Source organism: Crossiella cryophila (assembly GCF_014204915.1).
GTDB lineage: Bacteria > Actinomycetota > Actinomycetes > Mycobacteriales > Pseudonocardiaceae > Crossiella > Crossiella cryophila.
In genome coordinates this window covers 2,312,799-2,335,803 of sequence record NZ_JACHMH010000001.1, presented here as the reverse complement: position 1 = coordinate 2,335,803, position 23,005 = coordinate 2,312,799, and the positions used below count along the sequence as shown (strand labels likewise).

The following is a 23,005-nucleotide window of genomic DNA, read 5'->3' as shown; positions in this document are numbered from 1 at the left end:
GTGTCCTGCGGGGATCAGCCGGGCAGCACCGCGCTGCTCGCGGTGATCAGGGCGGAGCCCTCCAACATCCCCTGTGGTCCCCAAGCCAGGCGCAACCTGCCCTCGAGCAGGGTCACGCTGGGCGACTGCCATGCCTTGCCGGTACGGGCCACGGTGTACTGCGGCGACCACTCGGTGCCGTCGGTGGAATAGGCCCCGTACATCGCCTGGTCACTGGTGCTCAGCCACACCGCGTACAGCTTGCCGCCGTGTGCGGCCAGCACCGGACCGCCGGCGACCGAGGCCGCCGTCCCGCCGACCCGGACCGGGGCGGCCGCCCAGTTGACACCGTCCACAGAGGACGCCAGGTACGCCCTGGGGTTCGAGTCGTGACCGTGCCAGGCGACGTAGAGCTTGCCGTTGTGCACGGCCATGCCCGGTCGCTGGTTGGTCATGTTCCCGGCCAGGGTGTGCACGGGCGCGGTCCAGGTGAGGCCGTCGGTGCTGGTGGTCCGGTACAGCTGCTGGTCCTCCCCTCGGTGCAGGGCGTAGAGCGAGCCGTTGAACACCGCCAGCGCCGGGGCGTCGAAGGTGCGGACGCCCGGTGTCTGCTGGTGTGCGATGGCGGTGGTCCAGGTGATCCCGTCCGTGCTGACCGCGTGCGCCTGCACCGGCACCTCGCCGCGGCCGCGCTTCTTCCAGGACACCACCAGTTTGCCGTTGAACTCGATCGCGGTGGGGCCGAACCCGACTCCCCCGGTCCCGCCGTCGATGAGCACCTTCGGCGCCCAGCCCCGGCTGCCCGCCAGTGACCCGTACAGCTTGCCGTCGGTCCCCTGCCAGGCGGTGAACCGGTTGCCCTTGAACGAGGTGATCGCCGGGGCGGTCATGGCGTTGAACGTGTTGTCGACGGGTTCCGGCTGGTTCCAGATCGCCGCCGCGGGCGCCAGCGGCTCCGGGGCCTCGATCTTCGGACCGAAATCGAACTCCGGCCACACCGAACGCAGGGACAGCCACAGCGTGCGCAACTGGGTCTGCAGGCCGGGCAGGGTCTGGTCGGCACCCTCCCAGCGCTGCTTGAACTGCTCGGTGAGCCGGGCGGCCAGCCGGTCCTGCCGGGACTTCATGTTGTCCCGCAGGCAGTTGCGCACCGTGTCGGTGGCGTTGGTGGTGGCGATCACGGCGCAGGCGGCGCTGACATCCGAGCGGGCCGGATCCCAGGCCGGCTTGCCGGCTGCCACGTTGGACGCGGCCAGCTGGTACTCCCAGACCAGGTAGCCGTTGTCGTTCTGGCCCGCGCCATAGAGCGACTTGGGCCCGTGCAGCACGGACCGCAGGAACTCGTCGGTGTTGAGCGCCCGAGGGAAACCGGCCTCGGCGTAGGACCGCAGCAGCCGCGCGGCCAGGTTCAGGTCCCGGCCCTCCAGACTGTCCTTGACGAAGGTGGCGGCCCGGTTGTAGAAGTCCACCCGCTTCGACTTGAGCAGCTCGTTGCCCAGGTCGGTGAAACGCTGGGTCAGGTCGAAGCCGCCCTGCTTGTTGTCCCGCTCGAAGTTGGCCTTGAGACTGCGATCCCACTCGTTCTTGATGAAGGCCATGATCTCGTTCGGCGAGGGCGTGCCGTTCTCCCAGCGGTGCACGAACCCGATGGAGTCCTTGCCCCGCAGCCGCTGGCCGTTGGGCCCGAAGAACTCGTCGACCATGACGATGTTCAGCTCGCGCACGGTCGGGCTGACCTGTCGCAGCTCGTACTGCCAGCAGGGCTTGTACTGGAACTGGTCGCCGCGGAAGTAGCGGTGGAACTGGATCGGCGCGCTCATGTGCTGCCCGTCGTGCCTGCTCGACCTGGACAGCTTGAAGTTCCACGCCGGATCACTGCTGCTCACGCAGGGCTCGAACTGCGCGGGCGCGTACAGGCTCGGCGTGCCCGCGGGCGCGCCCTGCTCCGGACCGCGCCACAGGGCCAGCGTCTTGCCCTCGTTGACCTCCCGCTCCCGTTCAAGCACCTTGGCCGACAGCTCATCGGCCTTGGTCTGGTAGTCGGCGAGCAGGCTCTGGAAGATCTTGTTGGTGCTGCCGTCGGGGCCGGGCTGGCTGAAGGCCAGCAGCTGGTCCCGGATGGCCTTGCCCTCGTCGAGCAACGCCTTGCCACGCACGTCGGTGGCCATTGCCCTGGCCCACGCCGGATTCTGCTTGATCAGCAATCCGTAGGCGTTCGCGCCGATGCTCCACACCTCGGGGTTGCCGCCGTGGCCGGTGTGGCTGAAGCCCGAGTCCAGCTTGGCCTTGGCGTAGTAGGCCAGGAACGCGGCCGCACCGCCGTCACCGTGCAGGTTCAGGTTGGTCAGCACGGTCTCCGCGTCGGTGCGGTAGTTGGCCTGCGGCACCACGAACAGGTCGTTGGTCGGCCCCTGCACCGCGGTCACCCAGAAGTCGCTCTCGCCGTTCTTGAAGTCGGCCCAGGGCAGTTCCTCGCCGTGGTGCTTGCGCTTGTGGTCCAGGTGGCGGTCGATGACGCCCCACCGATTCAGCTTGTACAGCCCGGCGACCGCCTTGAGCAGGGTGGTGCCGGTGACCTGGAGTTCGGTGCTGAGCGAGGAGACCTTCGACAGGATCTGCTCGGTGTTCTCCCGGACCCAGGCGACCCCCATCTCCAGCTTCGCGAACTCGGCCAGCATCCGGTTGTAGATGTTGTCCAGCTTGGCGTCGACCTTGTCGAAGCGGTCGTTCATGTTCTGCTGCACCGCTTCGAGCTGTTTGCGCATCTCCTTGATCTGGTCCAGGATCTGCTGCTCGACGGTCGGCCCGCCCGCGGTGAACACCGAGACCAGCGAGCTGATCGCGCCGATCACGTTGCCGGTGAAGGCAGCCGTGGCCAACGAGAACGCCGAGTTGATCAGTGTGAACGCGGTGATCGCCTTGTTCACCGCGTAGGCCACCTTGACCGCGCCCTCACCGAACTTGGTGATCCGCTTGGCGAAATCCGCGTCGAACATGCCGACCACGAAGGCCAGCCCGTCCAGCCCGCCCTTGACCGTGTCGACGTAGCCCTTGCGCTTGTCCTCATCGGCCTTGGCCGCGGTCTTCTGCGCCTCGGAGGGTTCGGTGGGCTTGGCATCCGGCGGGTTCTTCGTGGACGCGCTGGAGAGGTGGTTGAGCGCTTCCTTGCGCTCGTTGTACAGCTTGGTGACCAGCTCGCCGAACTGCTTGTCGGAGGCTTCCTTGAGCTGCACCGGGCCGAGCTGGGCCGCCGACCGGAGTGCGCTGACATCCAGCACCGTGCGCAGCTGCTCGCCCTGGCCCAGCTCGGTGGCACTGGCCGCGGAGTTGACCTTGGCCTGGTCACCGATCTCGGTGTTCCACGCGGTGCGGAACCCGGCGTCGGCACGGGCGGTCAGCGCCACCCCTGACCACACCGCACGCTGGTCGTCGGCGTAGGCCGCCTCCCAGGCGAACTGCTGCTGGGCACCGGAGACCCGGTCCTCCGGCTTGACCGAGACCGGCACCGTGTCCAGGCCCAGCAACGTGTTGTTCAGCCGGTCCAGTCGGGTGCCGTCGGTGGTCGCACCGGGTGCGGACCGCACCGCGGCCAGCGCCGCGCTGACCGTCTCCACCGGTTCCCGGTTCCACGCCTGGTTGGGCACCACGGCGTCGACGTGCCTGCGCACCGCGTTCAGGTGCGCGGTCACCGCGGCGGGCGCGGCCTGCGCGTTCTTCGACCGCCAGTCCAGCAGTTCCGCGCTGACCACCAGGTTCTTGGCCAGCGCGTCATCCCGGTTGGCGATGCGCATGGTGGCACCGAACAGCGCGTTGGCCAGCCCGGCCTCGTCCACCGGCACGGCGGCCTGGGCGATCGGGGCGGCGGACAGGGTGCCCGCGAGCAGCGCGCCGCTGAGCGCTGCCACGGTGAGTCTTCGGGACAGGGACGTTCGCATGGGTCTCCTTCGGGATCGGCCGCCGCGGAGATCGCTGCCCGGAGTGCCTGCCGCCGGGTCGGTGCCGCTGACCAGGGCCGTGGTTCGGGGATCCGCGAGCCGAGGTGAGTCTGTGCGCGACCAGGCGGCTTGAGGAGACCCTCGCCGTATCCTCCGCTCCCACCACTTCGGGATACCTGCGCTGACCTGCGAACATGCCGAACCGCCCCGGCCAGTCGAACAGGCAGGGGCGGTTCGTGGGGGTTATGCGGGGATCAGCCGGGCAGCACCGCGCTGCTCGCGACGGCCACCGTGTTGCCCTGGAGCAGGTCGTTCGCCGGGCCCCAGGCCAGGCGCAGCCTGCCGCCGGAGACCGTCACGCTGGGCGCGTGGTTGGTCTTGACCCCGCGGGCCACGCTGTACTGCGGCGACCACTCCACGCCGTCGGTGGTGAACGAGCCGTACAGGGCCGTGCTGCCCGCGCCGCGCCACACCGCGTACAGCCTGCCGCCGTAGGAGGCCAGTGCCGGACCGCCCTCGACGGCCGCCTCCAGCCCGCCGACCCTGGCCGGCGCGCCGACCCAGGTCACGCCATCCACGGAGGAGGCCATGTAGGCCCTGGGGTGCGAGTCGTGACCGCGCCAGGCGACGAAGAGCTTGCCGTTGTGCACGGTCATGCCGGGACGCTGGTTGGTCATGTTCCCGGCCAGGGTGGGCACGGCCGGGCCCCAGTTGACCGCATCGGTGCTGTCGGTCAGGTAGAGCTGCTGGTCGACGCCCCGGTAGAGGCCGAGCAGCTTGCCGTTGAACACCGTCAGTGTCGGCGAGTCCAGGTTGTGCAGCTGCCGCCGGTGCGCGGGCATCTCGGTCACGGTCCAGTTCTTGCCGTCCGTGCTGACCGCGGTCCGCTGCATCGGGTACTGAGCGCCGGGTGTGAAGTCCTTCCACACCACCACCAGCTTGCCGTTGTACTCCGCCGTGGCGGGTGCGAACGGGGTCTTCTTGGTGTCCAGGTCGGCGATCTTCACCGGCGCCGGCACGCCCCGGCTGTCGGCCAGCGACCCGTGCAGGTTGCCGTCCGTGCCCCGCCAGGTGACGAACTGGCGGCCCTTGAACATGGTGGTGCCCACCCCGCTCTCGAACGCGGCCTGGTTGTGCACCGCCTCCGGCTCGTTCCAGATCGCGGCGGCAGGCGCGATCGGCGCCGGGGCCTCGATGGCCGGACCGAAGTCGTAGGTCGGGTGCACCGAGCGCAGGGTCACCCACAGTGCGCGCAGCTGGGCCTGCAGGCCGGGCAGGGTCTGGTCGGCGCCCTCCCAGCGCTGCTTGAACTGCTCGGTGAGCCGGGCGGTGAGCCGGTCCTGCCGGAACGTCATGTTCTGCCGCAGGCAGGAGGCGTGCGGGTCGGTGCCCGAGGTCCCGGCGAGCTGGGCGCACAGACTGAAGTTGTCCGCCCTGGCCGGATCCCAGGCCGGCTTGCCCTCGGCCACGTTGGCCGCGGCCAGTCGGTACTCCCGGACCAGGTACTCGTTGTCGTTCTCCCCAGCGCCGTAGAGCGCCTTGGGGCCGTAGAGCACCGACCGCAGGAACTCGTCGGTGTTGTTCACCGCCCTGGGGAAGCCCGCCTCGGTGTAGGCGCGCAGCAGCCGCCCGGTCAGGGTCAGTTCCCTGGCCTCCTCGCTGCTCTTCACGAACTCGGCGGCCTTGTTGTAGAAGTCGACCCGCTTCCACTTGAGCAGGTCCTCGCCCAGATTGGTGATGATCGGGTGCTCGGTGATGCCCTCCCGCTTGGCATCCCGCTCGAAGATGCCCTTCAGGTTGTTGTTCCACTCGTTCTTGATGAACGCCACGATCTCCTGCGGCCGGGGCGAGGTGCCGCCCTCCCAGCGGTGCACCACCGCGCTGGTGTCCTGCAGGTGCAGGATGCGGCCGTCCGCCAGGCGGAACTTGTCGCTCATCTTGACGCGCAACTCGCGCACCATCGCGCTGACCGGCCGGACCTCATAGCTCTGGCACGGCTGGTAGGCGATGCTGTCGGGACGGAAGTAGCGGTAGAACTGGACCGTCGGGCTCAGGTGGTGCCCGTCATTGGTGCGCGGCCGGGACAGGTTGAAGTTGTACGCCGGATCGCTGTTCAGGTGGCACGGTTCGAACTGCAGCGGCCCGGCCAGGCTCGGCGTGCCAGCGGGCGCGCCCTGTTGCGGCCCACCGAACAGGGACAGGACCTTGCCCTCGTTGACCTCGCCCTGCCGCTGGACCACCCGCTGCATCAGCTGATCGGCCCGTGCGGGGTAATTCGCCAGCAGGCTCTGGAAGGTCTTGTTGACCGCGCCGTCCGGGCCCGGCTGGCTGAAGGCCAGCAACTGGTCCCGGATGTCCCTGCCCTCCTTGAGCACCAGCGCGCCGCGCTCGGCGTTGGCCGGCATCTGCTTCGCCCAGTTCGGGTTCTGCTTGACCAGCAGCCCGTAGGAATTCGCGCCGATCCCCCACACCGAGGGGTTGCCGCCGTGCCCGGCCGCGGTGAACCCACCGTCCAGTTTGGCCTTGGCGTAATAGGCAAGGAACGCGGCCGTGCCGCCGTCACCGTGCAGGTTGAGGTTGGTCTGCACGGTCGGGGTGTCGGTGCGGTAGTTGGCCTGCGGCACCACGAACAGGTCGTTGGTCGGCGCCTGCACCGCGGTCACCCAGAAGTCGCTCTCGCCCTTGATGAACTCGGACTGCGGCAGGTCCTGCCCCTGCTTGCGCTTGTAGTCCAGGTAGAGGTCGACCTTGCCCCAGCGATCCAGCTTGTACAGCCCGGCGACCGCCTTCAACAGGGTGGTGCCGACGACCTGGAGTTCCACGCTGAGCGAGGTGAGCGAATCCAGGATATGCACGGTGTTCTGGCGAACCCAGGCAACGTCCTTCTCCAGCTTCCGGAACTCGTCGAGCATCCGGTTGTACATGTTGTCCAGCTTGGCGTCGACCTTGTCGAAGCGGTCGTTCATGTTCTGCTGCAGCTTCTCCAGCTGCTCGCGCATGGCCTTGATCTGCTCCATGATCTGCTGCTCGATGGTCGGGCCGCCAACGCCGAACACCCCGATCAGCGAGCTGATCGCGCCGATCACGTTGCCGGTGAAGGCAGCCGTGGCCAGCGAGAACGCCGAGTTGATCAGCGTGAACGCGGTGACCGCCTTGTTCACCGCGTAGGCCACCTTGACCGCGCCGTCGGCGAACTTGGTGATCCGCTTGCCGAAGTCAGGGTCGATCAGACCGGCGATGAAGGCCAGTCCGTCCAGGCCGCCCTTGGCCGTGTCGATGTAGCCCTTGCGCTTCTCCTCATCGGCCTTGGCCGCGGTCTTCTGCGCCTCGGAGGGCTCGGTGGGCTTGGCGTCCGGCGGGTTCTGCTGCAGCGCGCTGGACATGTGGTCCAGCCGCTCCTTGCGCTCGGCGTACAGCTTGGCGGCGAGGTCCTTGAAGGAGGTGTCGGTCGCCTCCCGCAGCTGCACCGGGCCCAGCTTGGCCGCGGCCTGCAGCTTGCCGACATCCAGCACCGAGCGCAGCTGCTCGCCCTGGGCGAACTCGGCCGAGCCGCCGCCGGAGTTGACCTTGAACTGGTCGCCGATCCCGGCGTTCCACGCGGTGCGGAAACCGGCGTCGGCGCGGGAGGTCTGGGCCACCCCGGTCCACACCTCGCGCTGGTTGTCGGCGTAACCCGTCTCCCAGGCGAACTGCTGCTGGGCACCGGAGACCCGGTCCTCGGGTTTGGTGGAGACCGGCACGTTGTCCAGGCCAAGCAGGGTGTTGTTCAGCTTGCCCAGCCGCGCGCCGTCAGTGGTCGTGCCGGGCGCGGAGCGCACCGCGGCCAGCGCGGCACTGACCGTCTCCACCGGCTCGCGGCTCCACGCCTGGTTGGGCACGGCGGTCTCGACGTGCTTGCGCACCGCGTCCAGGTGGGTGGTCACCGCGGCCGGGGCGGCGGCCGGGTTCTTCGCCCGCCAGTCCAGTAACTCGGCGCTGACCACCAGGTTCTTGGCCAGTGCGTCGTCCCGGTGGGTGATGCGCATGGTGCTGGCGAAGAGCGCGTTGGCCAGCCCGGCCTCGTCAACCGGCACCGCGGCCTGGGCGATCGGGGCACCGGCCAGGGTGCCCGCGAACAGGGCGCCGGTCAGCACCGTCACGGTGATTCTTCGACGTAGTGGCGTTCTCATGGGTCTCCTTCGCGGTCGGCCGATGCCGACTTCACTGCCCGATGGGGAGGCCGCCTGGCCTGCGCGACCGGACGCCCGGCCCGAGCGGGTGGCAGGGCGGCGCCGATCGCGCTGACCAGCGTCCTGACCCGGGTGCTCCACGGGCCGAAGTGAGTCTGCGTGCGGTCTGACCGCCCGGGGAGGCGCTGGCCGTATCCTCTGCCGAGGGATACCGGGATACAGGCGCTGACCAGGGAGAACGGCATGAGCGGCGAGATCGGGTTCGCCGCGGAGCTGCGGCGGTTGCGGCGGGAGCGGGGACTCTCGCTGGCGGCGCTGTCGGAGCGGACGCACTACAGCAAGGGCTACCTCAGCAACCTGGAGCACGAGCGCAGGCCGGCCACCCTGGACCTGGCCCGGCGGCTGGACGAGGTGCTCGACGCGGACGGGGCGCTGATCACGCTGGCCGCCGCGGTGCCGGAGCCGGTGTGCCCCTATCGCGGGCTGGCGGCCTTCCAGGCGGCGGACGCGCGCTGGTTCTTCGGGCGGGAGCGGGTCACCGGGGAACTGGTGGCCGCCCTGGACGCGGCCAGGGAACGCGGGGCGCCGCTGGTGGTGTTCGGGGCCTCCGGGGCGGGCAAGTCCTCGCTGCTGCGGGCCGGGCTGGCGCCGCGACTGGACGCGGTGGAGATCATCACGCCGGGGCCGGACCCGCTGCGGCGGCTGCCGGGGACGGGGCCGGTTCTGGTGGTGGACCAGTTCGAGGAGGTCTTCACCCTCTGCGAGTCCGCGGCCGAGCGCTCGGAGTTCATCGCCGAGCTGTGCCGCCGGGCCGCCGACGGGGTGGTGCTGGCGGTGCGCGCGGACTTCTTCCCGCAGTGCCTTGCCCAGCCCGAGCTGCTGGAGGTGGTGCGGCACAACCAGTTCGCGGTGGGCGCGATGTCCAGGGCCGAGCTGGTCGAGGCGATCACCGGACCGGCCGAGGCGAGCAGGCTCACCGTGGAACCGGGCCTGGTGGAGCTGCTGCTCACCGATCTCGGCGCCGGGGAACGCGGTTACGAGCCAGGCGCGCTGCCGCTGCTGTCCTACGCGCTGCGCGGCACCTGGGAGCACCGGGTGGAGGACCGGCTCACCGTGGCCGGCTACCGGGCCACCGGCGGCATCCGCGGTGCGGTGGCGGCCGCGGCGGAGCAGGTGTTCACCCAGCTCGACGAGGACGCCCGGCGGGCGGCGCGGCACCTGCTGCTGCGGCTGGTCCGGGTGGGCGCGGACGGCGAGGACACCCGGCGGCGGGTGCCACGCGACCAGGTCGCCGCGGGCAAGGGACAGGACCCGGCGCTGGTGGCGATGGAGGCGTTCGCCGCCGCCCGGCTGCTGGTGCTCGACCACGACACGGTCGAGCTGACCCATGAGGCGCTGGTGCGGGCCTGGCCGCGGCTGCGCGAGTGGATCGACACCGACCGGGCCGCACTGCGCGCCCGGCAGCGGCTCGGCGAGGCGGTGGACGCCTGGGTCGGGCACGACCGGGCCGCCGCGCTGACCTACCGCGGCATCGCGCTGGCCACCGCCCAGGAGTGGGCGGCCGGTCACCCGGGGGACCTCAGCCAGGTGGAGCGGGACTTCCTGCGGGCCGGGTCCCGCGAGGAGCTGCGCGGGGTGCGGCGGCTGCGCACGCTGGTGGCCGCGCTCACCGCGTTCGTGCTGATCGCGGTGCTGGCCGGTGGCATCGCGCTGGTGCAGCGGCAGCAGGCGCTCACCGCGCGGGACGAGGCCACTTCGCGCCAGGTCGGCGAGCACGCGAGCAGCCTGCTCGGCACCGATCCCGCGCTGGCCGGGCAGCTCGCGCTGGCCGCCTACCGGCTCGCCGAGACCCCGGCCGCCCGCGGCGCGGTGCTCTCGGCCTTCGCCACCGCCTACCCGACCCGGTTGCACGGCGGGGCCGAGCAGGTCGACGTGGTCGCCTTGCGCCCGGACGGCGGGCTGCTGGCCACCGGCGGCCTGGACGGGGTGGTGCAGCTCTGGGACGCCACCGACGGCCGCCGGGACGAGCCGCTGCGCACCCTGCCCAACACCGGCCGGGTCAGCGGCCTGGAGTTCAGCCCGGACGGCCGCACGCTCGCGCTGGCCGGTGCGGGCGGGGTGGCGTTGTGGGATGTCACGGTGCCGCACCAGCCCGCGCTACTGGCCGCGCTGCTGCCGCGGACCAAGGTCAACCAGCTGGCGTTCAGCCCGGACGGCAGGCTGCTGGCCACCGCGGGCGCGGCGGACGCCCTCACCAGGGTCTGGTCACTGGGTGATCTCCGTGCGCCACAACAGGTTTCGGCGCTGCCGGGGCATGTGGGCGAGGTGTACGGGCTGGCGTTCAGCCCGGACGGGCCCACCCTGGCCACCGCGGGGCAGGACGGCGCGGTGCTCGGCTGGCGACTCGCCGATCCGGCTGATCCCGGCGCCCCGCGACGGATCCTGACCGCACGCGGCCCGATCAGCGCGATCGCCTACAGCCAGGACGGCCGCCGCCTGGTCATCGCCGACGAGACGCACACGCTGTGGCAGGTCAGCGACGGCGTGCCGCGCATCGTGCCCGCGCCGGACGTGCTGGTCCGCGGTCTGGCCTTCGGCCCGGATCCGGACCGGGTGGTGCTGGGCGCCAACGACGGCGTGCTGCGGGTGCTGGATCTGGTGGCGGGCCGGGAGATCGAGCGGCTGCGGCAGCCGAACCGGGTGCGCGCCATCGCCTTCGACCGGGCCGGGCGGCTGCTCGCCTCCTCCAGCAGCGGCGGCCGCTCCTACCTGTGGCACGAGCCGCTGGCCAGCCCGGTCGGCCGGGACAGCGAGATCGACGGCGTCTTCGGCCACCCCGGCAGCAACCTGCTGGCCACCACCGGCGTGCAGGACCCGAGGGTCCGGCTGTGGCGCACCGACTGGTCACGGCTGCTGCCGCTGGGCACGCTGACCGGGCACACCGGCGCGGTGCAGCACGTCGCGTTCAGCGCCGACGGCCGCCGCCTGGCCACCGCCTCCCGGGACCGCACCGTCCGGCTCTGGGACCTGAGCGATCCGGCCCACCCGGTCGAACTGTCCACTATGGACGGATATCGGGAGACCGTCGGCAGGCTCGCGTTCAGCCCGGACGGCACCCTGCTGGCCAGCGGGGACGACGCCGGGGACCTGGTGCTGTGGAACATCGCCGACCCGCGCGCACCGCGGCGGCTGGCCATCCTGGCGGACAACTTCCGCAACGTGAACACGGTCGCGTTCAGCCCGGACGGCCGCTACCTGGCCTCCGGCAACACCGACCGCTCGATCCGGCTCTGGGACCTCGCCGACCAGCGCGACCCACGCCAGACCGCCAAGATCACCGGCTTCCGGGAGGCGGTGCTCGGGGTCGCGTTCAGCCCCGACGGCCGCACCCTGGCCGGGGCCGGGCTGGACCAGACCGTCCGGCTGTGGACGGTCGCCGATCCGGCGCGACCGGTCGGGCTGGCCACCGTCAGCGGCCACCTCGGCCCGGTGCACACCGCCGAGTTCAGCCCGGACGGCCGCACCCTGATCACCACCAGCGGCGATCGCACGGCCAGGCTGTGGGACCTGACCGACCCGGTGCGGCCCACCCTGTACGCCCCGCTGGCCAGCCCGGACGCCCCGGTCACCAACGTCTTCCACGCCGGTGGCCGCCGGATCGCGGTGGCCGCGGCCGGGCATACGCTGCGGTTCTGGGACACCGATCCGGCGGCCGCGGTGAACCGGCTGTGCGCGCTGAGCGGCAGCCCGGTCACCGCGGCGGAGTGGGCGGCGCGGTTCCCGGACTACCCGTACCGGCCGCCGTGCCGGTGAGGCCGGGCAGGAGTCGGCCCGCACCCGGTCCCGTTCGGCCGCGGCACCACCAGGTCCGGGCGGCGGGCGCGGCCATCGGCGAAAAAACTATGAACTCGCTGACCTGGGCAGACACACGGTGAACCGGGCGCCGCCCGGACTCTCCGCGGTGATCACGCCGCCGTGCGCGGTGACGATCTCGCGGGCGATGGACAGGCCGAGTCCACTGCCGCCGGTGGCCCTGGCCCTGGCGTCGTCGGCCCGCCAGAACCGGTCGAAGACGAACGGCAGGTCCGCCGCGTGGATGCCGCTGCCGGTGTCGGACACGGTGAGCACCGCCTCGGCGCCCTCGATCCGGGCGGTCAGGGTGACCCGGCCACCGGCCGGGGTGGCCCGGATCGCGTTGCTCACCAGGTTGCCCAGCACCTGCCGCAGCCGGTTCGGATCGCCGTCGACCACCGGCGCCGGATCGTCCACAGTGGACACCAGTGCGACCTCGGCCGCGGTGGCCACCGCCTGGAAGCCGGTGCGGGTGGCCGCGACCACCTCGCCGAGGTCCACCGGGCCGCGTTCGTAGGCCAGCGATCCGGCGTCGGCCAGTGCGAGCAGCTGGATGTCCTCGATCAGCCGTTGCTGCAACAGGGCTTCCTCGTGCAGTGAGGCGAACAGCGCGCGATCCGGTGGCAGCACACCGTCCTTGAGCGCCTCCAGGTAACCGCGGATGTTGGCCAGCGGGGTGCGCAGCTCGTGCGCGATGTCGGCGATCATCCGCCGTTGCCGTTCCTCGCTGCGTTGCAGGGAATCCGCCATCCGGTTGAAGGCCCCGGCCAGCTCGGCGATCTCGTCGTCCCCGCGCACCGGCACCCGCTCGGCCAGATCACCGGCGCCGAGCCGGGTGGAGGCGGCTCGCAGCGCGCCCACCGGCCGCAGCACCCGGCGGCTGACCAGCCACATGCCCAGGGTCGCCACCAGCGCCACCCCGGCCGCGGCCAGCAACGCGGGCAGCAGTGGCACGGTTCGCGAGGGCGGCGGGTCGCCCGCGCCCAGGGAGAGCAGCAGCGGCGCGGGCATGATCGCGCCGATCTGGGCCCGGAAACTGTTGAGCAGGCAGTTCGACAGGTCCTTCTCCGCGCAGGACTTGAAGATGTCGGCCTCGGCCCGGCCGTTGACCTGGCGTTCCCGCGTCGTCGCGCAGTCGATGAGGGCCATTTTCCGGGCCATGTCCAGGTTGCCTGGCATCAGGTCCACCACCGGAATCCCGTCCGGCTGCGGTTTCTGCTCCACCAGGAAGCCCCTGCCGATCAGGCAGGTCGCCAGCTGCACCTGGCGGCGGTAGTTGATCAGTCGCGAGATCCAGGACTCGGTGGGGACGGCGATGAAGCCACCCGTGGTCGCCGGCAGGTCCCGCGTCGTGGTCGGGGTCACCGGGGTCGCGGTGCGGAAGGTGGTCGTCAGCACCGCGCCGCCGAAGCCGTCGGGCGGTGGGATCGGGGTGGGCACCGGGTCGACGAGCTGGGGCGCCCGGTTGCCCACCGGCCGCGCGCCGCCGCCGTCGAGGGTGTCGCTGTCCACCAGCACCTCACCGGCCATGGTGGTGAGCCGGATCCGTTGCCCGGTGCGGTCTTTGAGTGCCCGCACGGTGCCGGAGACCCCGTCCCAGTTGCCGCGCAGCGCGCCATAGCCGACCAGTTCGTCCACAATGGACTTGGCAGCCGCCTCCTCGGCGGCCGCGGTGGAGGAGACCTGCTGACTGGCCTGGTACACCGTCAGCCAGGCGGTCAGCCCGGCCGCCGCCACCGCGACCACCGCGGTCAGCACCAGCAACCGGAACCGGAGACTGCCGTGCCAGCGCGGACTCACAGCGCCTCGGCGAGCTTGTACCCGCGCCCGCTCACCGTGAGCAGGTAGCGCGGGCTGGCCGGATCGTCCTCCACCTTGCGCCGCAGGTTCTTCACGTGCGCGTCCACCGTGCGCTCCAGCACGTGGTTGTCGAAACCGAAGGCGCGCTCCAAAATCTGCGTCCTGGTCAGCGGCACACCCGGCTGCCGGGCCAGCGCGTGCAGGATGTCGAACTCCTTGGCGGTCAGCTCAACCTGCGCGCCGCGCAGCCGCACGGTGTACCGGGTCGGGTCGATCTCCAGCTCCCCCACCGTGATCAGCTCCGGCGCGGCAGGGGCGGCGGAGCGGCGCAGCAGCGCGCGCACCCTGGCGGTCAGCTCGGCCGGGCTGAACGGTTTGACCATGTAGTCGTCGGCGCCCAGATCCAGGCCCAGCAACAGATCCGCCTCGGTGGAGCGCGCGGTGAGCATCAGGATCGGCACCGCGGACTCCGCACGCAGGATGCGGCACACGTCCAGGCCGTCCACCTCGGGCATCATCACGTCCAGCACGATCAGATCCGGTCGCCTGGTGCGCGCCAGTTCCAGCGCGGTCCGGCCGTCCGCGCAGGCCAGCACGCTGTGCCCGGCCCGTTCCAGGTAGACGCGGATCAGGTGCGCCTGCTTCTGGTCGTCCTCGGCGAGAAGGATGCGCGCGCTCACCGGCCCAGTGTCGCAGCCACCCCCGCCGGGGCCGTGAAGAAATGATGAAGGCCGGCCCCGGAAGCCGTGAAATCACCCGGCCGCGTCCGATCGCACCGCCCTCGCACAGCTTCTTCGTCAATTCTTCATCAGGCCGTTCCTAGCGTCCCCGGCATGAGTCGCAAATGGACTGTGGTCGCGTTTGCCCTGCTCATGGTGGCCGTCGGCGGCTGCCAGCGGGCACTGCCCACGGTGGCAACCAGCACCACCGACTTCGGTCTGCCCACCCTGACCCAGGCGCCGGAACCGGAGACCCAGCCCAGGGCGAACACCCCGCAGGTCCAGGTGGACACCCCCGGCCAGTACTCCTGGTCGCTGCGCGACACCAAAACCGGCGAGACCCGCGGCTCGGCCAACCAGAGCGCCTTCGCCAATACGGTGGAGTCGATGGTCAAGGCCTGGATCGCCTTCGACTTCCTCAACGGCCTCGGCCCGGCCAGCCCCAGCCAGGCCGACCTGAAGACGATGCACCGCATGCTCAACGTCTCCGACGACCAGGCCGCGCAACAGCTCTACCGCAGGCGCGGCTCGGACGCGGTGATCCAGCGGCTGATCTCCACCTGCGGCCTGACCGGCACCAGGATCACCACCGGCTGGTGGTCCAAGACCCGGATGACCGCGGCCGATGCCACCAGGATGGGCCAGTGCCTCTTCGACGGCCGCCACCTCAGTCCACAGTGGACCGAGTGGCTGCGCGCCGAGATGCGGAACGTGGCCCCCTCCAACGCCTTCGGCATCGCCGAGGCCCCCGGACTGGCCGGGCAGCGGCTGGCGATCAAGAACGGCTGGACCGAGCACAGCGGCACCCGCAACTGGGCGGTGAACTGCCTGGCGGTGTGGGCGGACAAGGTGCTGGCCGTGCTGGTGAGCTACCCGATCGGACTCGGGCAGGCACACGGCGCCTCCGTGTGCCGCCAGGTCGCCGAGCAGCTCTTCCCAGCCGAGAAGTGACTAGGCGTCGAAGAGCGCGCTGACCGACTCGCCGTTGTGGATCCGCCGCATGGCCTCGGCCAGCGCGGGCGCGATGGAGAGCACCTTCAGCTTGGGCACCCGCTCGCCGTCGGGGATCGGCACCGTGTTGGTGCACACGATCTCCAGCACGTCGGGCTGATCGCCGATCCGCTTGAGCGCGCCACCGGCGAACAGGCCGTGCGTGCAGGCCACCCGGATGGTGCGCGCACCCAGGTCGCGCAGCTTGTCCAGCAGCTCCAGCACGGTGCTGCCCTTGGCGATCTCGTCGTCCAGCACGATGATGTCCCGCCCGGCCACCTCGCCGATCACCGAGCTGATGGTCACCTTGTCATCGGCGAAGCGCTGCTTGGCCCCGGCCGCCACCGGCACCCCGAGCAGGCGCGCGAAGTGCGATGCCTCCTTGGCGTTGCCCAGGTCGGGGGAGACCACGGTGGTGTTGGACAGGTCGTACTGGCGGAAGTGCAGCGCCAGCTCGCGCAGCGCGTGCAGGTGGTCCACCGGCACGCTGAAGAACCCGTGCACCTGCGGGGAGTGCAGGGTCATCGCGAGCACCCGGTTGGCCCCGGCCGCCACCAGCAGGTCGGCCACCAGCCTGCCGCCGATGGAGATCCGCGGCGCGTCCTTCTTGTCCGAGCGCGCGTAGGCGTAGTGCGGCATGACCACGGTGGTGCGGGCCGCCGAGGCCCCGCGCGCCGCGTCCAGCATGAGCAGCAGCTCGACCAGGTTCTCCTGCACCGGGGTGACCAGCGGCTGGATCAGGAAGACATCCCGCTCCCGGCAGTTGGCCTGCAACTGCACCTCGATGCAGTCGTTGGCGAAGCGCTGCGTGCGCACCGGCCGCAACGGCACTTCGAGCTGGGCGCAGATCTCCGCCGCCAGCTCGGGGTGGGCACTGCCGCTGAAGACCGCGATGTCCCGCACGAAACCTGCTCCCAATCAGCCGAGGACCGCCAACGCCCCGAATGCTAATGCCCGAAGGGGCAAAAGCCCTGGTGAAGGTGGTCCGGGACACGCCAGATCAGGATGGCGGCCGCGACAACCCTGGGGGTGGTCACCGCGGCCGCCTGGTCTGGTCACTGACTGCGTTGCGCCGGGAACTTGGCGGTCACCGGGAACGCGCGCAGCCCGCGGATGGTGCTGCTCTCCCGTCGTTCCAGCGGACCGGCCTGCCGCAGCAGCGGCATCCGTTCGGCCAGGCTGCGGAAGAGGATCTCGCCCTCGATCCGGGCCAGCCGGGCGCCGATGCAGTAGTGGATGCCACTGGAGAAGGCCAGGTGCTCGGGTCCACCGGTACGGGTGATGTCGAACTTGTCTGGCTCCGGGTAGACCTCCGGGTCGCGGTTGCCGGCGGCCAGCATGACCCCGACCAGCTGGCCTGACTTGATGGTCTCGCCGGCCAGTTCGATGTCGGCGTGCGCGATCCGCATGGTGGCCTGCACCGGCGGGTCGTACCGCAGGGCCTCCTCGGTCATGGCGGCGGCCAGCTCCGGCTTGTCGCGCAGCTGCGCCCACTGCTCGGGGTGGGCCAGCAGGGCGTGCACGCCGTTGCCGATCAGGTTCACCGTGGTCTCGAACCCGGCCAGCAGCAGCAACATCGCGGTGCCGTGCAGTTCGCGGGCGGTCATCTTCTCCTCGCCGACCGCCGTGGCCAAACTGCTGATCACATCGTCGCCGGGATCCTTGGTGCGTTCCTTCAGCAGCCGGTCGAACAGCGCGACCAGCTCGCTGCCCACGTGGATGAGGTCCTTGGCCTGGCGGATCGAGTGCACCCCGCTGAGGCCCTCGCCGATCCGCGCGCCGTACTCGGCGAAGTCGCCGCGGTCGGCGTCCGGGATGCCGAGCAGGTCGCTGATCACCGTGATCGGCAGTGGCGCGGCCAGGTCCTTGATCAGGTCGAAGGTCTCCTGGCCCTCGATCTTGTCCAGTAACGAGTCCACGATCTGCTGCACCCGCGGCCGGTAGCCGTCCACACGTTTGGGGTTGAACGCGGGGGCGGCCAGCCTGCGCAGCCGGGTGTGGTCCGGCGGGTCCTGGTCCAGGAAGCTCTCCGGGTAGGTGTTGGCCACCGCACCCAGCGCGCCGCCGGTCACCGGGGAGCCGTCGGCGTTCTTCACCCCGAAACGGCGGTCCCGCAGCACCTGGTTGCACAGCGCGTGCGAGGTGGTGGCCCAGGTGCCGCTGAGCCCGCGGTAGAGCGGGCCCTTCTGCCGGATCTGTTCATAGAGCGGATAGGGATTTTCCCGCCATTTCGGGTTTTCCACCTGCACCAGCAGATCACCGAGCCCGCCGAGCAGCCAGTTGGTGGCCTTGGCAGCCTGGATCTGCGAGCCGAGCCGAAGGGAGGCGGCGGGGCCCAGGTTGTTCATCGGTTTCCTCTCATCACGTGGTCACCTTCTGCTGCGCCGGAGCGAACGGCGCGTCGGAAGGTTCGATCTTGCGCAGCCCAGGGGTGAGGGCGGCGTAGACAGTGGCCAGCAGGCAGCCGATACCGATGATCAGGAAGGCGGTCGCCGGGCCGGAGTACTCCACGATGGGTCCGGCCACGACCGCGCCGAGCGGGCTGGCGGCCAGCGAGAGCGAGGTGATGGTGCCGATCACCCTGCCCCGCATGACCTCCGGGGTGCGCTCCTGCATGACCACCGCGGTGACCGGGTTGATCGGACCGGAGACCACGCCGGTGACCAGGGCCAGGGCGAGCAGCCAGCCGAAGTTGGTGCTCAGCGCGAACCCGAGGAAGGCCAGTGAGGTGAGCAGCAGCGCGACCAGCAGCACGATCCGCCTGCCGGCGAAGCGGGCGATCACGCCGTAGCCGATGGCGCCGATGATGCCGCCGACCGCGAAGACCGCGAGCACGAAGCCGGTCTGTTCCGGCTTGCCGGCCTGGAACATCATCGCGGGCATGATCACCGAGGACAGCGGGGTCAGGAACAGCACGATCAGCATGCCGGTCAGCGCGGTGGCGCGCAGTGCGCCCTCGGTCCAGACGAACTTCAGGCCCTGCCACACCGACTGCCAGTACGGCTCCACCGCCGGGCGTTCACCACCGGTGTGCTGGACCGAGGGCACCACGGTGAAGGTCAGCACCGAGGCCAGGAAGAACATGATCACGGTGGCCCACAGCGTGTTCATCGGGCCGATGATCGCGATCAGCACGCCGGCCAGACCCGGACCGGCCACGCCGCCGATCCCGTCCACCGCCTCACCCCAGGAGTTGATCTTCTCCAGGGGCAGCTTCGCCTTGGCCGCGACATCCGGCCGCAGCGCCTCGCGCGCGGCCATGCCGGGACCGTCGAAGACCGCGCCGAGCGCGACCAGGCCCAGGATCAACGGGATCCCCAGACCGAGGGTCATGTCCAGCAGCGGCAGTGCCGCCACCGCCGCGGCACTGAGCAGGTCCGCGGCCACGCTGGAGCGCCGCCGCCCGAACCGGTCCACCAGGGCCCCGCCGAACAGCGCGGAGAGCACCAGCGGCGCCATGGCCGCGGCGGCCACCACACCGGCGAGGACCGCACTGCCGGTGCGCTGCAGCACCAGGATCGGCATCGCGACACTCACGATCGCGTTACCCGTGACGGACAACGCCGTCGAGCCCAGAAGGCCCCAGACAGGTACCCGGGAAGGCCGCGCGGCCTCCTGGCCCAATTGGACGTCCACGAGTCAAACGATACACCGATGTCTCATTCTTGGCCGCTGACTTCCCATCCCAGGAGTGCCGCCACACCCGATCGCGGGGACGCCGATAGCCTCGGCCGGGTGGCCAAGGACAAGCAGCGGCACAGCCTGCCGATCAAAGAGGTCGAGCGCTGGTTCCTGCGCGAGGGCATGCCGTTCGTGGTGCGCAACATGCGCAAGCACCCGGTGCTCGCGCGCTCACTTCCAGCGCTGATGTTCTTCCTGGGCGGGGTGCTCGGCTACATCGTGGTGTCGGTCAGCTGGCGCTGGAGCCCGCCCTACCGCGGCCTCTCGGCGGCCCAGGCGAGCGTCCGGATGGCCGAGGACGACGGCTACCAACTCACCGGTCTGGGTGTGGCCACTGTCACAGCGATCGGCGCCGCGCTGTTGTTCCTGTGGCTGCGCACCGGTCGCCGCTACCTGCGCAGCCGGACCGCGGGCATCACCGGCGCGGTGATCACCCTCAGCACGCCGCCACTGCTGGAGGGCCTGCTCAACTGGAGCTGGTCGGACGCGCGGGAGGACCTGGTCATCGGCGCCGCGCTGGTGCTGGTGATCTACGCCTTCACCAGGGCCGGCATCGGCTCGCTGGTGCACTGGTCGTTCTGGCACCTGGTCCCGCACCTTGGCAACCTGGGCAGGCTGGTGACGAGGGCGGTGCCGTTGCTGCTGCTCCTGGTCACCTTCTTGTTCATCAACACCGAGAACTGGCAGATGTCGGGCAACCTGGACCGCCCGCGGCTGTGGGGCATCGCCTGGTTCTTCATCGTGATCATCGCCCTGTTCCTGTGCGTGCGGCTGCCCGAGGAGCTGAAGAAGCTGCGGGTGGAGATCACCCCGGACTCGGTGCGCGCGGCCTGTGCCGGCACCGAGCTGGGCAAGCTGGCCGAGCAGCTGCCCGATGAGGACCTGCAGTTCGACCGGCACCCGATGAAGCTGGGCGAGCGGCTCAACGTGCTGCTCATCGCCTTCGTCAGCCAGGGCATGCAGATCGCCCTGCTCGGCCTGCTGGTCTTCCTCTTCTTCGTCACCTTCGGCGCGATCGCGATCAAGGACTCGGTGGCCGAGGCCTGGGTCGGGCACCCGCTGACCGAGGGCACCTTCTTCACCATCCCGATCCCGATCGACGGGATCAGCAACGAGCTGATCCAGGTCTCCATCGTGATGGCCGCCTTCTCCGCGCTCTACTTCGCCGTCTACGCGGTCAACGACGCCAGCTACCGGGAGCAGTTCTTCGAGGAGATCCTGGAGGAGCTGCAGAAGGTGCTGCTGGCCAGGGAGTGCTACCTGCGGCTGCTGGAGGTCGACGGCCCGCAGTCCCCCGAAGGATGGACCAAGCTGGCCGAGGTCACCCAGCGGAGCTAGCAACTCCCCCGGTCCCGTCGCTCGGCGGAGTGGACCTGCGAGTCAGCCCGCTCCCGGCCACCCCTGGCGCGTACCCTCGCGCAGTGTCGACGACGGAAGAACCGGTCGCGCTCGCCGGGGTTGACCCCGCCAGTGGACTGACCGAGCAGCAGGTACGGCAGCGCGTCGCGGCCGGCCAGTCCAACGACGTCCCAGCACGGGCCAGCCGCAGTGTCGGCGAGATCATCCGGGCCAACGTGTTCACCCGGTTCAACGCGATCATCGGGGTGCTCTTCGCGATCATCCTGGTCATCGGGCCGATCCAGGACGGCCTCTTCGGCGTGATCATCGTGATCAACACGCTGATCGGCATCGTGCAGGAGGTGCGGGCCAAGCGCACCCTGGAGCGGCTGGCCATCGTCGGTGAGGCCAAGCCGACGGTGCGCAGGGACGGCCGCGCGGTGGAGGTCTCCCCGCACCAGGTCGTGCTGGACGACGTGATCGAGATCGGCCCCGGCGACAAGATCGTGGTGGACGGGCTGGTGCTCACCGCCGAGGCCCTGGAGGTCGACGAGTCGCTGCTCACCGGCGAGTCCGACCCGGTGGTCAAGCAGCCGGGCGACGAGGTCATGTCCGGCAGCTTCGTGGTCGCCGGCACCGGCGCCTACCAGGCCACCAAGGTCGGGCGGCAGGCATACGCGGCCCGGCTGGCCGAGGAGGCCAGCAAGTTCACCCTGGTCTCCTCCGAACTGCGCTCGGGCATCGACAAGATCCTGCGCATCATCACCTGGATGATCGTGCCGATCGGCGCGCTCACCATCTACAGCCAGCTCGCCGACAACAAGGACGTGCCGGACGCGATCCGCCGGATGGTGGCCGCGCTGGTGCCGATGGTGCCCGAGGGCCTGGTGCTGCTGACCAGCATCGCCTTCGCGGTCGGCGTGGTCAGGCTCGGGCGGCGGCAGTGCCTGGTGCAGGAACTGCCCGCGATCGAGGGCCTGGCCAGGGTGAACGTGGTGTGCGCGGACAAGACCGGCACGCTCACCGAGAACGGCATGCGGCTGGCCGAGGTCCGGCCGCTGGACGGGCACTCCCCTGCCGACATCGCCGCCGCACTGGCCGGGCTGGCCAGCGCGGACCCACGCCCGAACGCGAGCCTGCAGGCCATCGCCGAGGCGCATCCGGACGGCACCACCTGGCAGGTCAGCGCGATCGCCCCGTTCTCCTCCGCGCGCAAGTGGAGCGGCGCGAGCTTCCACGCCGACGGCGACTGGGTGCTCGGCGCGCCGGATGTGTTGCTGGCGCCGGGTTCCGCGGTCCGCGCCGAGGCCGAGCAGACCGGTGCGCAGGGCCTGCGGGTGCTGCTGCTGGGCCGGGCGAGCTGCGCGGTGGACGAGGCCGCCGCACCCGGCGTGGTCACCCCGGTGGCCCTGGTGGTGCTGGAGCAGAAGGTCCGCCCGGACGCCAAGGACACGCTGGACTTCTTCGCCGCACAGAACGTGGCGGTGAAGGTCATCTCCGGGGACAACGCGGTCTCCGTGGGCGCGGTCGCCGCCTCGCTGCAACTGGCGGGCGCGGACCGGCCGGTGGACGCGCGCACGCTGCCGGAGGGCAAGGAGGCGCTGGCCGATCCGGTGGACAACGGCGTGGTCTTCGGCCGGGTCACCCCGACGCAGAAGCGGGACATGGTCGGCGCGCTGCAGTCACGCGGGCACACCGTGGCGATGACCGGCGACGGCGTCAACGACGTGCTCGCGCTCAAGGACGCCGACATCGGCGTGGCCATGGGCGCGGGCAGCCCGGCCACCCGGGCGGTGGCGCAGATCGTGTTGCTGGACAACAAGTTCGCCACCCTGCCCTATGTGGTGGCCGAGGGCCGCCGGGTGATCGGCAACATCGAGCGGGTCGCCAACCTGTTCCTCACCAAGACGGTGTACTCGGTGCTGCTGGCGGTGCTGGTGATCATCGCCCAGGTGCCGTACCCGTTCTACCCCAGGCATTCCACCCTGCTCAACGCCTTCACCATCGGCATCCCGGCCTTCTTCCTCGCGCTGGCGCCGAACAAGGAACGGGCCCGCAGCGGGTTCGTGGCCAGGGTGATGCGACTGGCCGTGCCCGCGGGCGCGATCGCCGCGGTGGCCACCTTCACCAGCTACCTGCTCGCCATGGGCGATGCGAGCGCCACCCAGGCCCAGCGCAGCACCGCCGCGGTGGTCACGCTGTTCCTGGTGGCCTTCTGGGTGCTCGCGGTGATCGCCCGGCCGTATGTGTGGTGGAAGGCCGCGCTGCTGCTGAGCATGGCGGCCGGGTTCGCCTTCGCCGTGCTCATCCCGTTCGGTCAGCGCTTCTTCGACATCGACCCGAACCACTCGCCCACGCTGTTGCTGAGCTTCGTGGTGGCCGGTGTCGGCATGCTGCTGATCGAGCTGAGCTGGTGGATGGACGGCTGGCTGCGCCAGGAGAAGGAGCGGGTGGGCCTGCCCGCCGACTGACGCGTTCCGGACGCACCCAACAAAGGCCGCCTGAGCAATCAGGCGGCCTTTGTTATAGCCAAAAGTACAAC

11 protein-coding genes are annotated in these 23,005 nt (G+C 70.6%); 4 read left to right on the top strand and 7 right to left on the bottom strand.

Annotated elements, in window-relative coordinates:
- Positions 1-14: 14 nt before the first annotated feature.
- Complete coding sequence (locus HNR67_RS10920) at positions 15-3,914, bottom strand: glycoside hydrolase family protein (RefSeq protein ID WP_185001926.1); 3,900 nt, start codon at positions 3,912-3,914, stop codon at positions 15-17.
- A 254-nt stretch (positions 3,915-4,168) separates the two neighbouring features.
- On the bottom strand, positions 4,169-8,083 hold the full coding sequence (locus HNR67_RS10915) for a hypothetical protein (RefSeq protein WP_185001925.1): 3,915 nt from the start codon (positions 8,081-8,083) through the stop codon (positions 4,169-4,171).
- Positions 8,084-8,326: 243 nt separating this feature from the next.
- Here HNR67_RS10915 and HNR67_RS10910 point away from each other — a divergent pair, with 243 nt between their 5' ends.
- Positions 8,327-11,896 carry an nSTAND1 domain-containing NTPase gene (locus tag HNR67_RS10910; protein WP_185001924.1) on the top strand — a complete coding sequence of 1,190 codons (3,570 nt, stop codon included), beginning with the start codon at positions 8,327-8,329 and terminating at the stop codon, positions 11,894-11,896.
- 87 nt (positions 11,897-11,983) lie between these two features.
- On the opposite strand, the gene HNR67_RS46185 is transcribed toward HNR67_RS10910, so the two are convergent.
- Together HNR67_RS46185 and HNR67_RS10900 are read right to left on the bottom strand one after the other, a co-directional pair.
- Positions 11,984-13,735 carry a sensor histidine kinase gene (locus HNR67_RS46185; RefSeq protein WP_185001923.1) on the bottom strand — a complete coding sequence of 584 codons (1,752 nt, stop codon included), beginning with the start codon at positions 13,733-13,735 and terminating at the stop codon, positions 11,984-11,986.
- Positions 13,732-14,415, bottom strand: coding sequence for a response regulator transcription factor (locus HNR67_RS10900; RefSeq protein WP_185001922.1), 684 nt, complete (start codon positions 14,413-14,415; stop codon positions 13,732-13,734). The genes HNR67_RS46185 and HNR67_RS10900 overlap by 4 nt, the downstream gene beginning before the upstream one ends.
- A 153-nt stretch (positions 14,416-14,568) precedes the next feature.
- On the opposite strand from HNR67_RS10900, the gene HNR67_RS10895 reads away from it, so the two are divergent.
- A complete protein-coding gene (locus HNR67_RS10895; protein ID WP_185001921.1) occupies positions 14,569-15,405 on the top strand; it encodes a serine hydrolase in 837 nt (278 codons plus the stop codon).
- On the opposite strand, the gene HNR67_RS10890 is transcribed toward HNR67_RS10895, so the two are convergent.
- The 3 genes from HNR67_RS10890 to HNR67_RS10880 all read right to left on the bottom strand — a co-directional run bounded on the left by HNR67_RS10890 (position 15,406) and on the right by HNR67_RS10880 (position 19,080).
- The gene (locus HNR67_RS10890; RefSeq protein ID WP_185001920.1) at positions 15,406-16,347 is read right to left on the bottom strand and encodes a ribose-phosphate diphosphokinase; all 942 of its coding nucleotides are present in this window, start codon (positions 16,345-16,347) and stop codon (positions 15,406-15,408) included. It lies immediately after the preceding gene.
- A 152-nt stretch (positions 16,348-16,499) separates the two neighbouring features.
- Complete coding sequence (locus tag HNR67_RS10885; RefSeq protein ID WP_185001919.1) at positions 16,500-17,792, bottom strand: cytochrome P450; 1,293 nt, start codon at positions 17,790-17,792, stop codon at positions 16,500-16,502.
- A gap of 13 nt (positions 17,793-17,805) precedes the next feature.
- A complete protein-coding gene (locus HNR67_RS10880) occupies positions 17,806-19,080 on the bottom strand; it encodes an MFS transporter (RefSeq protein ID WP_185001918.1) in 1,275 nt (424 codons plus the stop codon).
- 99 nt (positions 19,081-19,179) lie between these two features.
- Here HNR67_RS10880 and HNR67_RS10875 point away from each other — a divergent pair, with 99 nt between their 5' ends.
- Together HNR67_RS10875 and HNR67_RS10870 are read left to right on the top strand one after the other, a co-directional pair.
- Positions 19,180-20,463: a hypothetical protein gene (locus HNR67_RS10875; protein WP_185001917.1), complete on the top strand. Its 1,284-nt coding sequence runs from the start codon at positions 19,180-19,182 to the stop codon at positions 20,461-20,463.
- Between the two features lie 83 nt (positions 20,464-20,546).
- Positions 20,547-22,934 (top strand): HAD-IC family P-type ATPase, encoded by a 2,388-nt coding sequence (locus HNR67_RS10870; protein ID WP_312986967.1) that lies wholly within the window; start codon positions 20,547-20,549, stop codon positions 22,932-22,934.
- The last annotated feature ends 71 nt before the right edge of the window (positions 22,935-23,005 follow it).

What these genes read in the sequence shown, in the direction of transcription:
- HNR67_RS10920 (WP_185001926.1), bottom strand. Translation starts at nt 3,914, where the DNA reads ATGCGAACGTCCCTGTCCCGAAGACTCACCGTGGCAGCGCTCAGCGGC.
- HNR67_RS10915 (WP_185001925.1), bottom strand. Translation starts at nt 8,083, where the DNA reads ATGAGAACGCCACTACGTCGAAGAATCACCGTGACGGTGCTGACCGGC.
- HNR67_RS10910 (WP_185001924.1), top strand. Translation starts at nt 8,327, where the DNA reads ATGAGCGGCGAGATCGGGTTCGCCGCGGAGCTGCGGCGGTTGCGGCGG.
- HNR67_RS10895 (WP_185001921.1), top strand. Translation starts at nt 14,569, where the DNA reads ATGAGTCGCAAATGGACTGTGGTCGCGTTTGCCCTGCTCATGGTGGCC.
- HNR67_RS10885 (WP_185001919.1), bottom strand. Translation starts at nt 17,792, where the DNA reads ATGAACAACCTGGGCCCCGCCGCCTCCCTTCGGCTCGGCTCGCAGATC.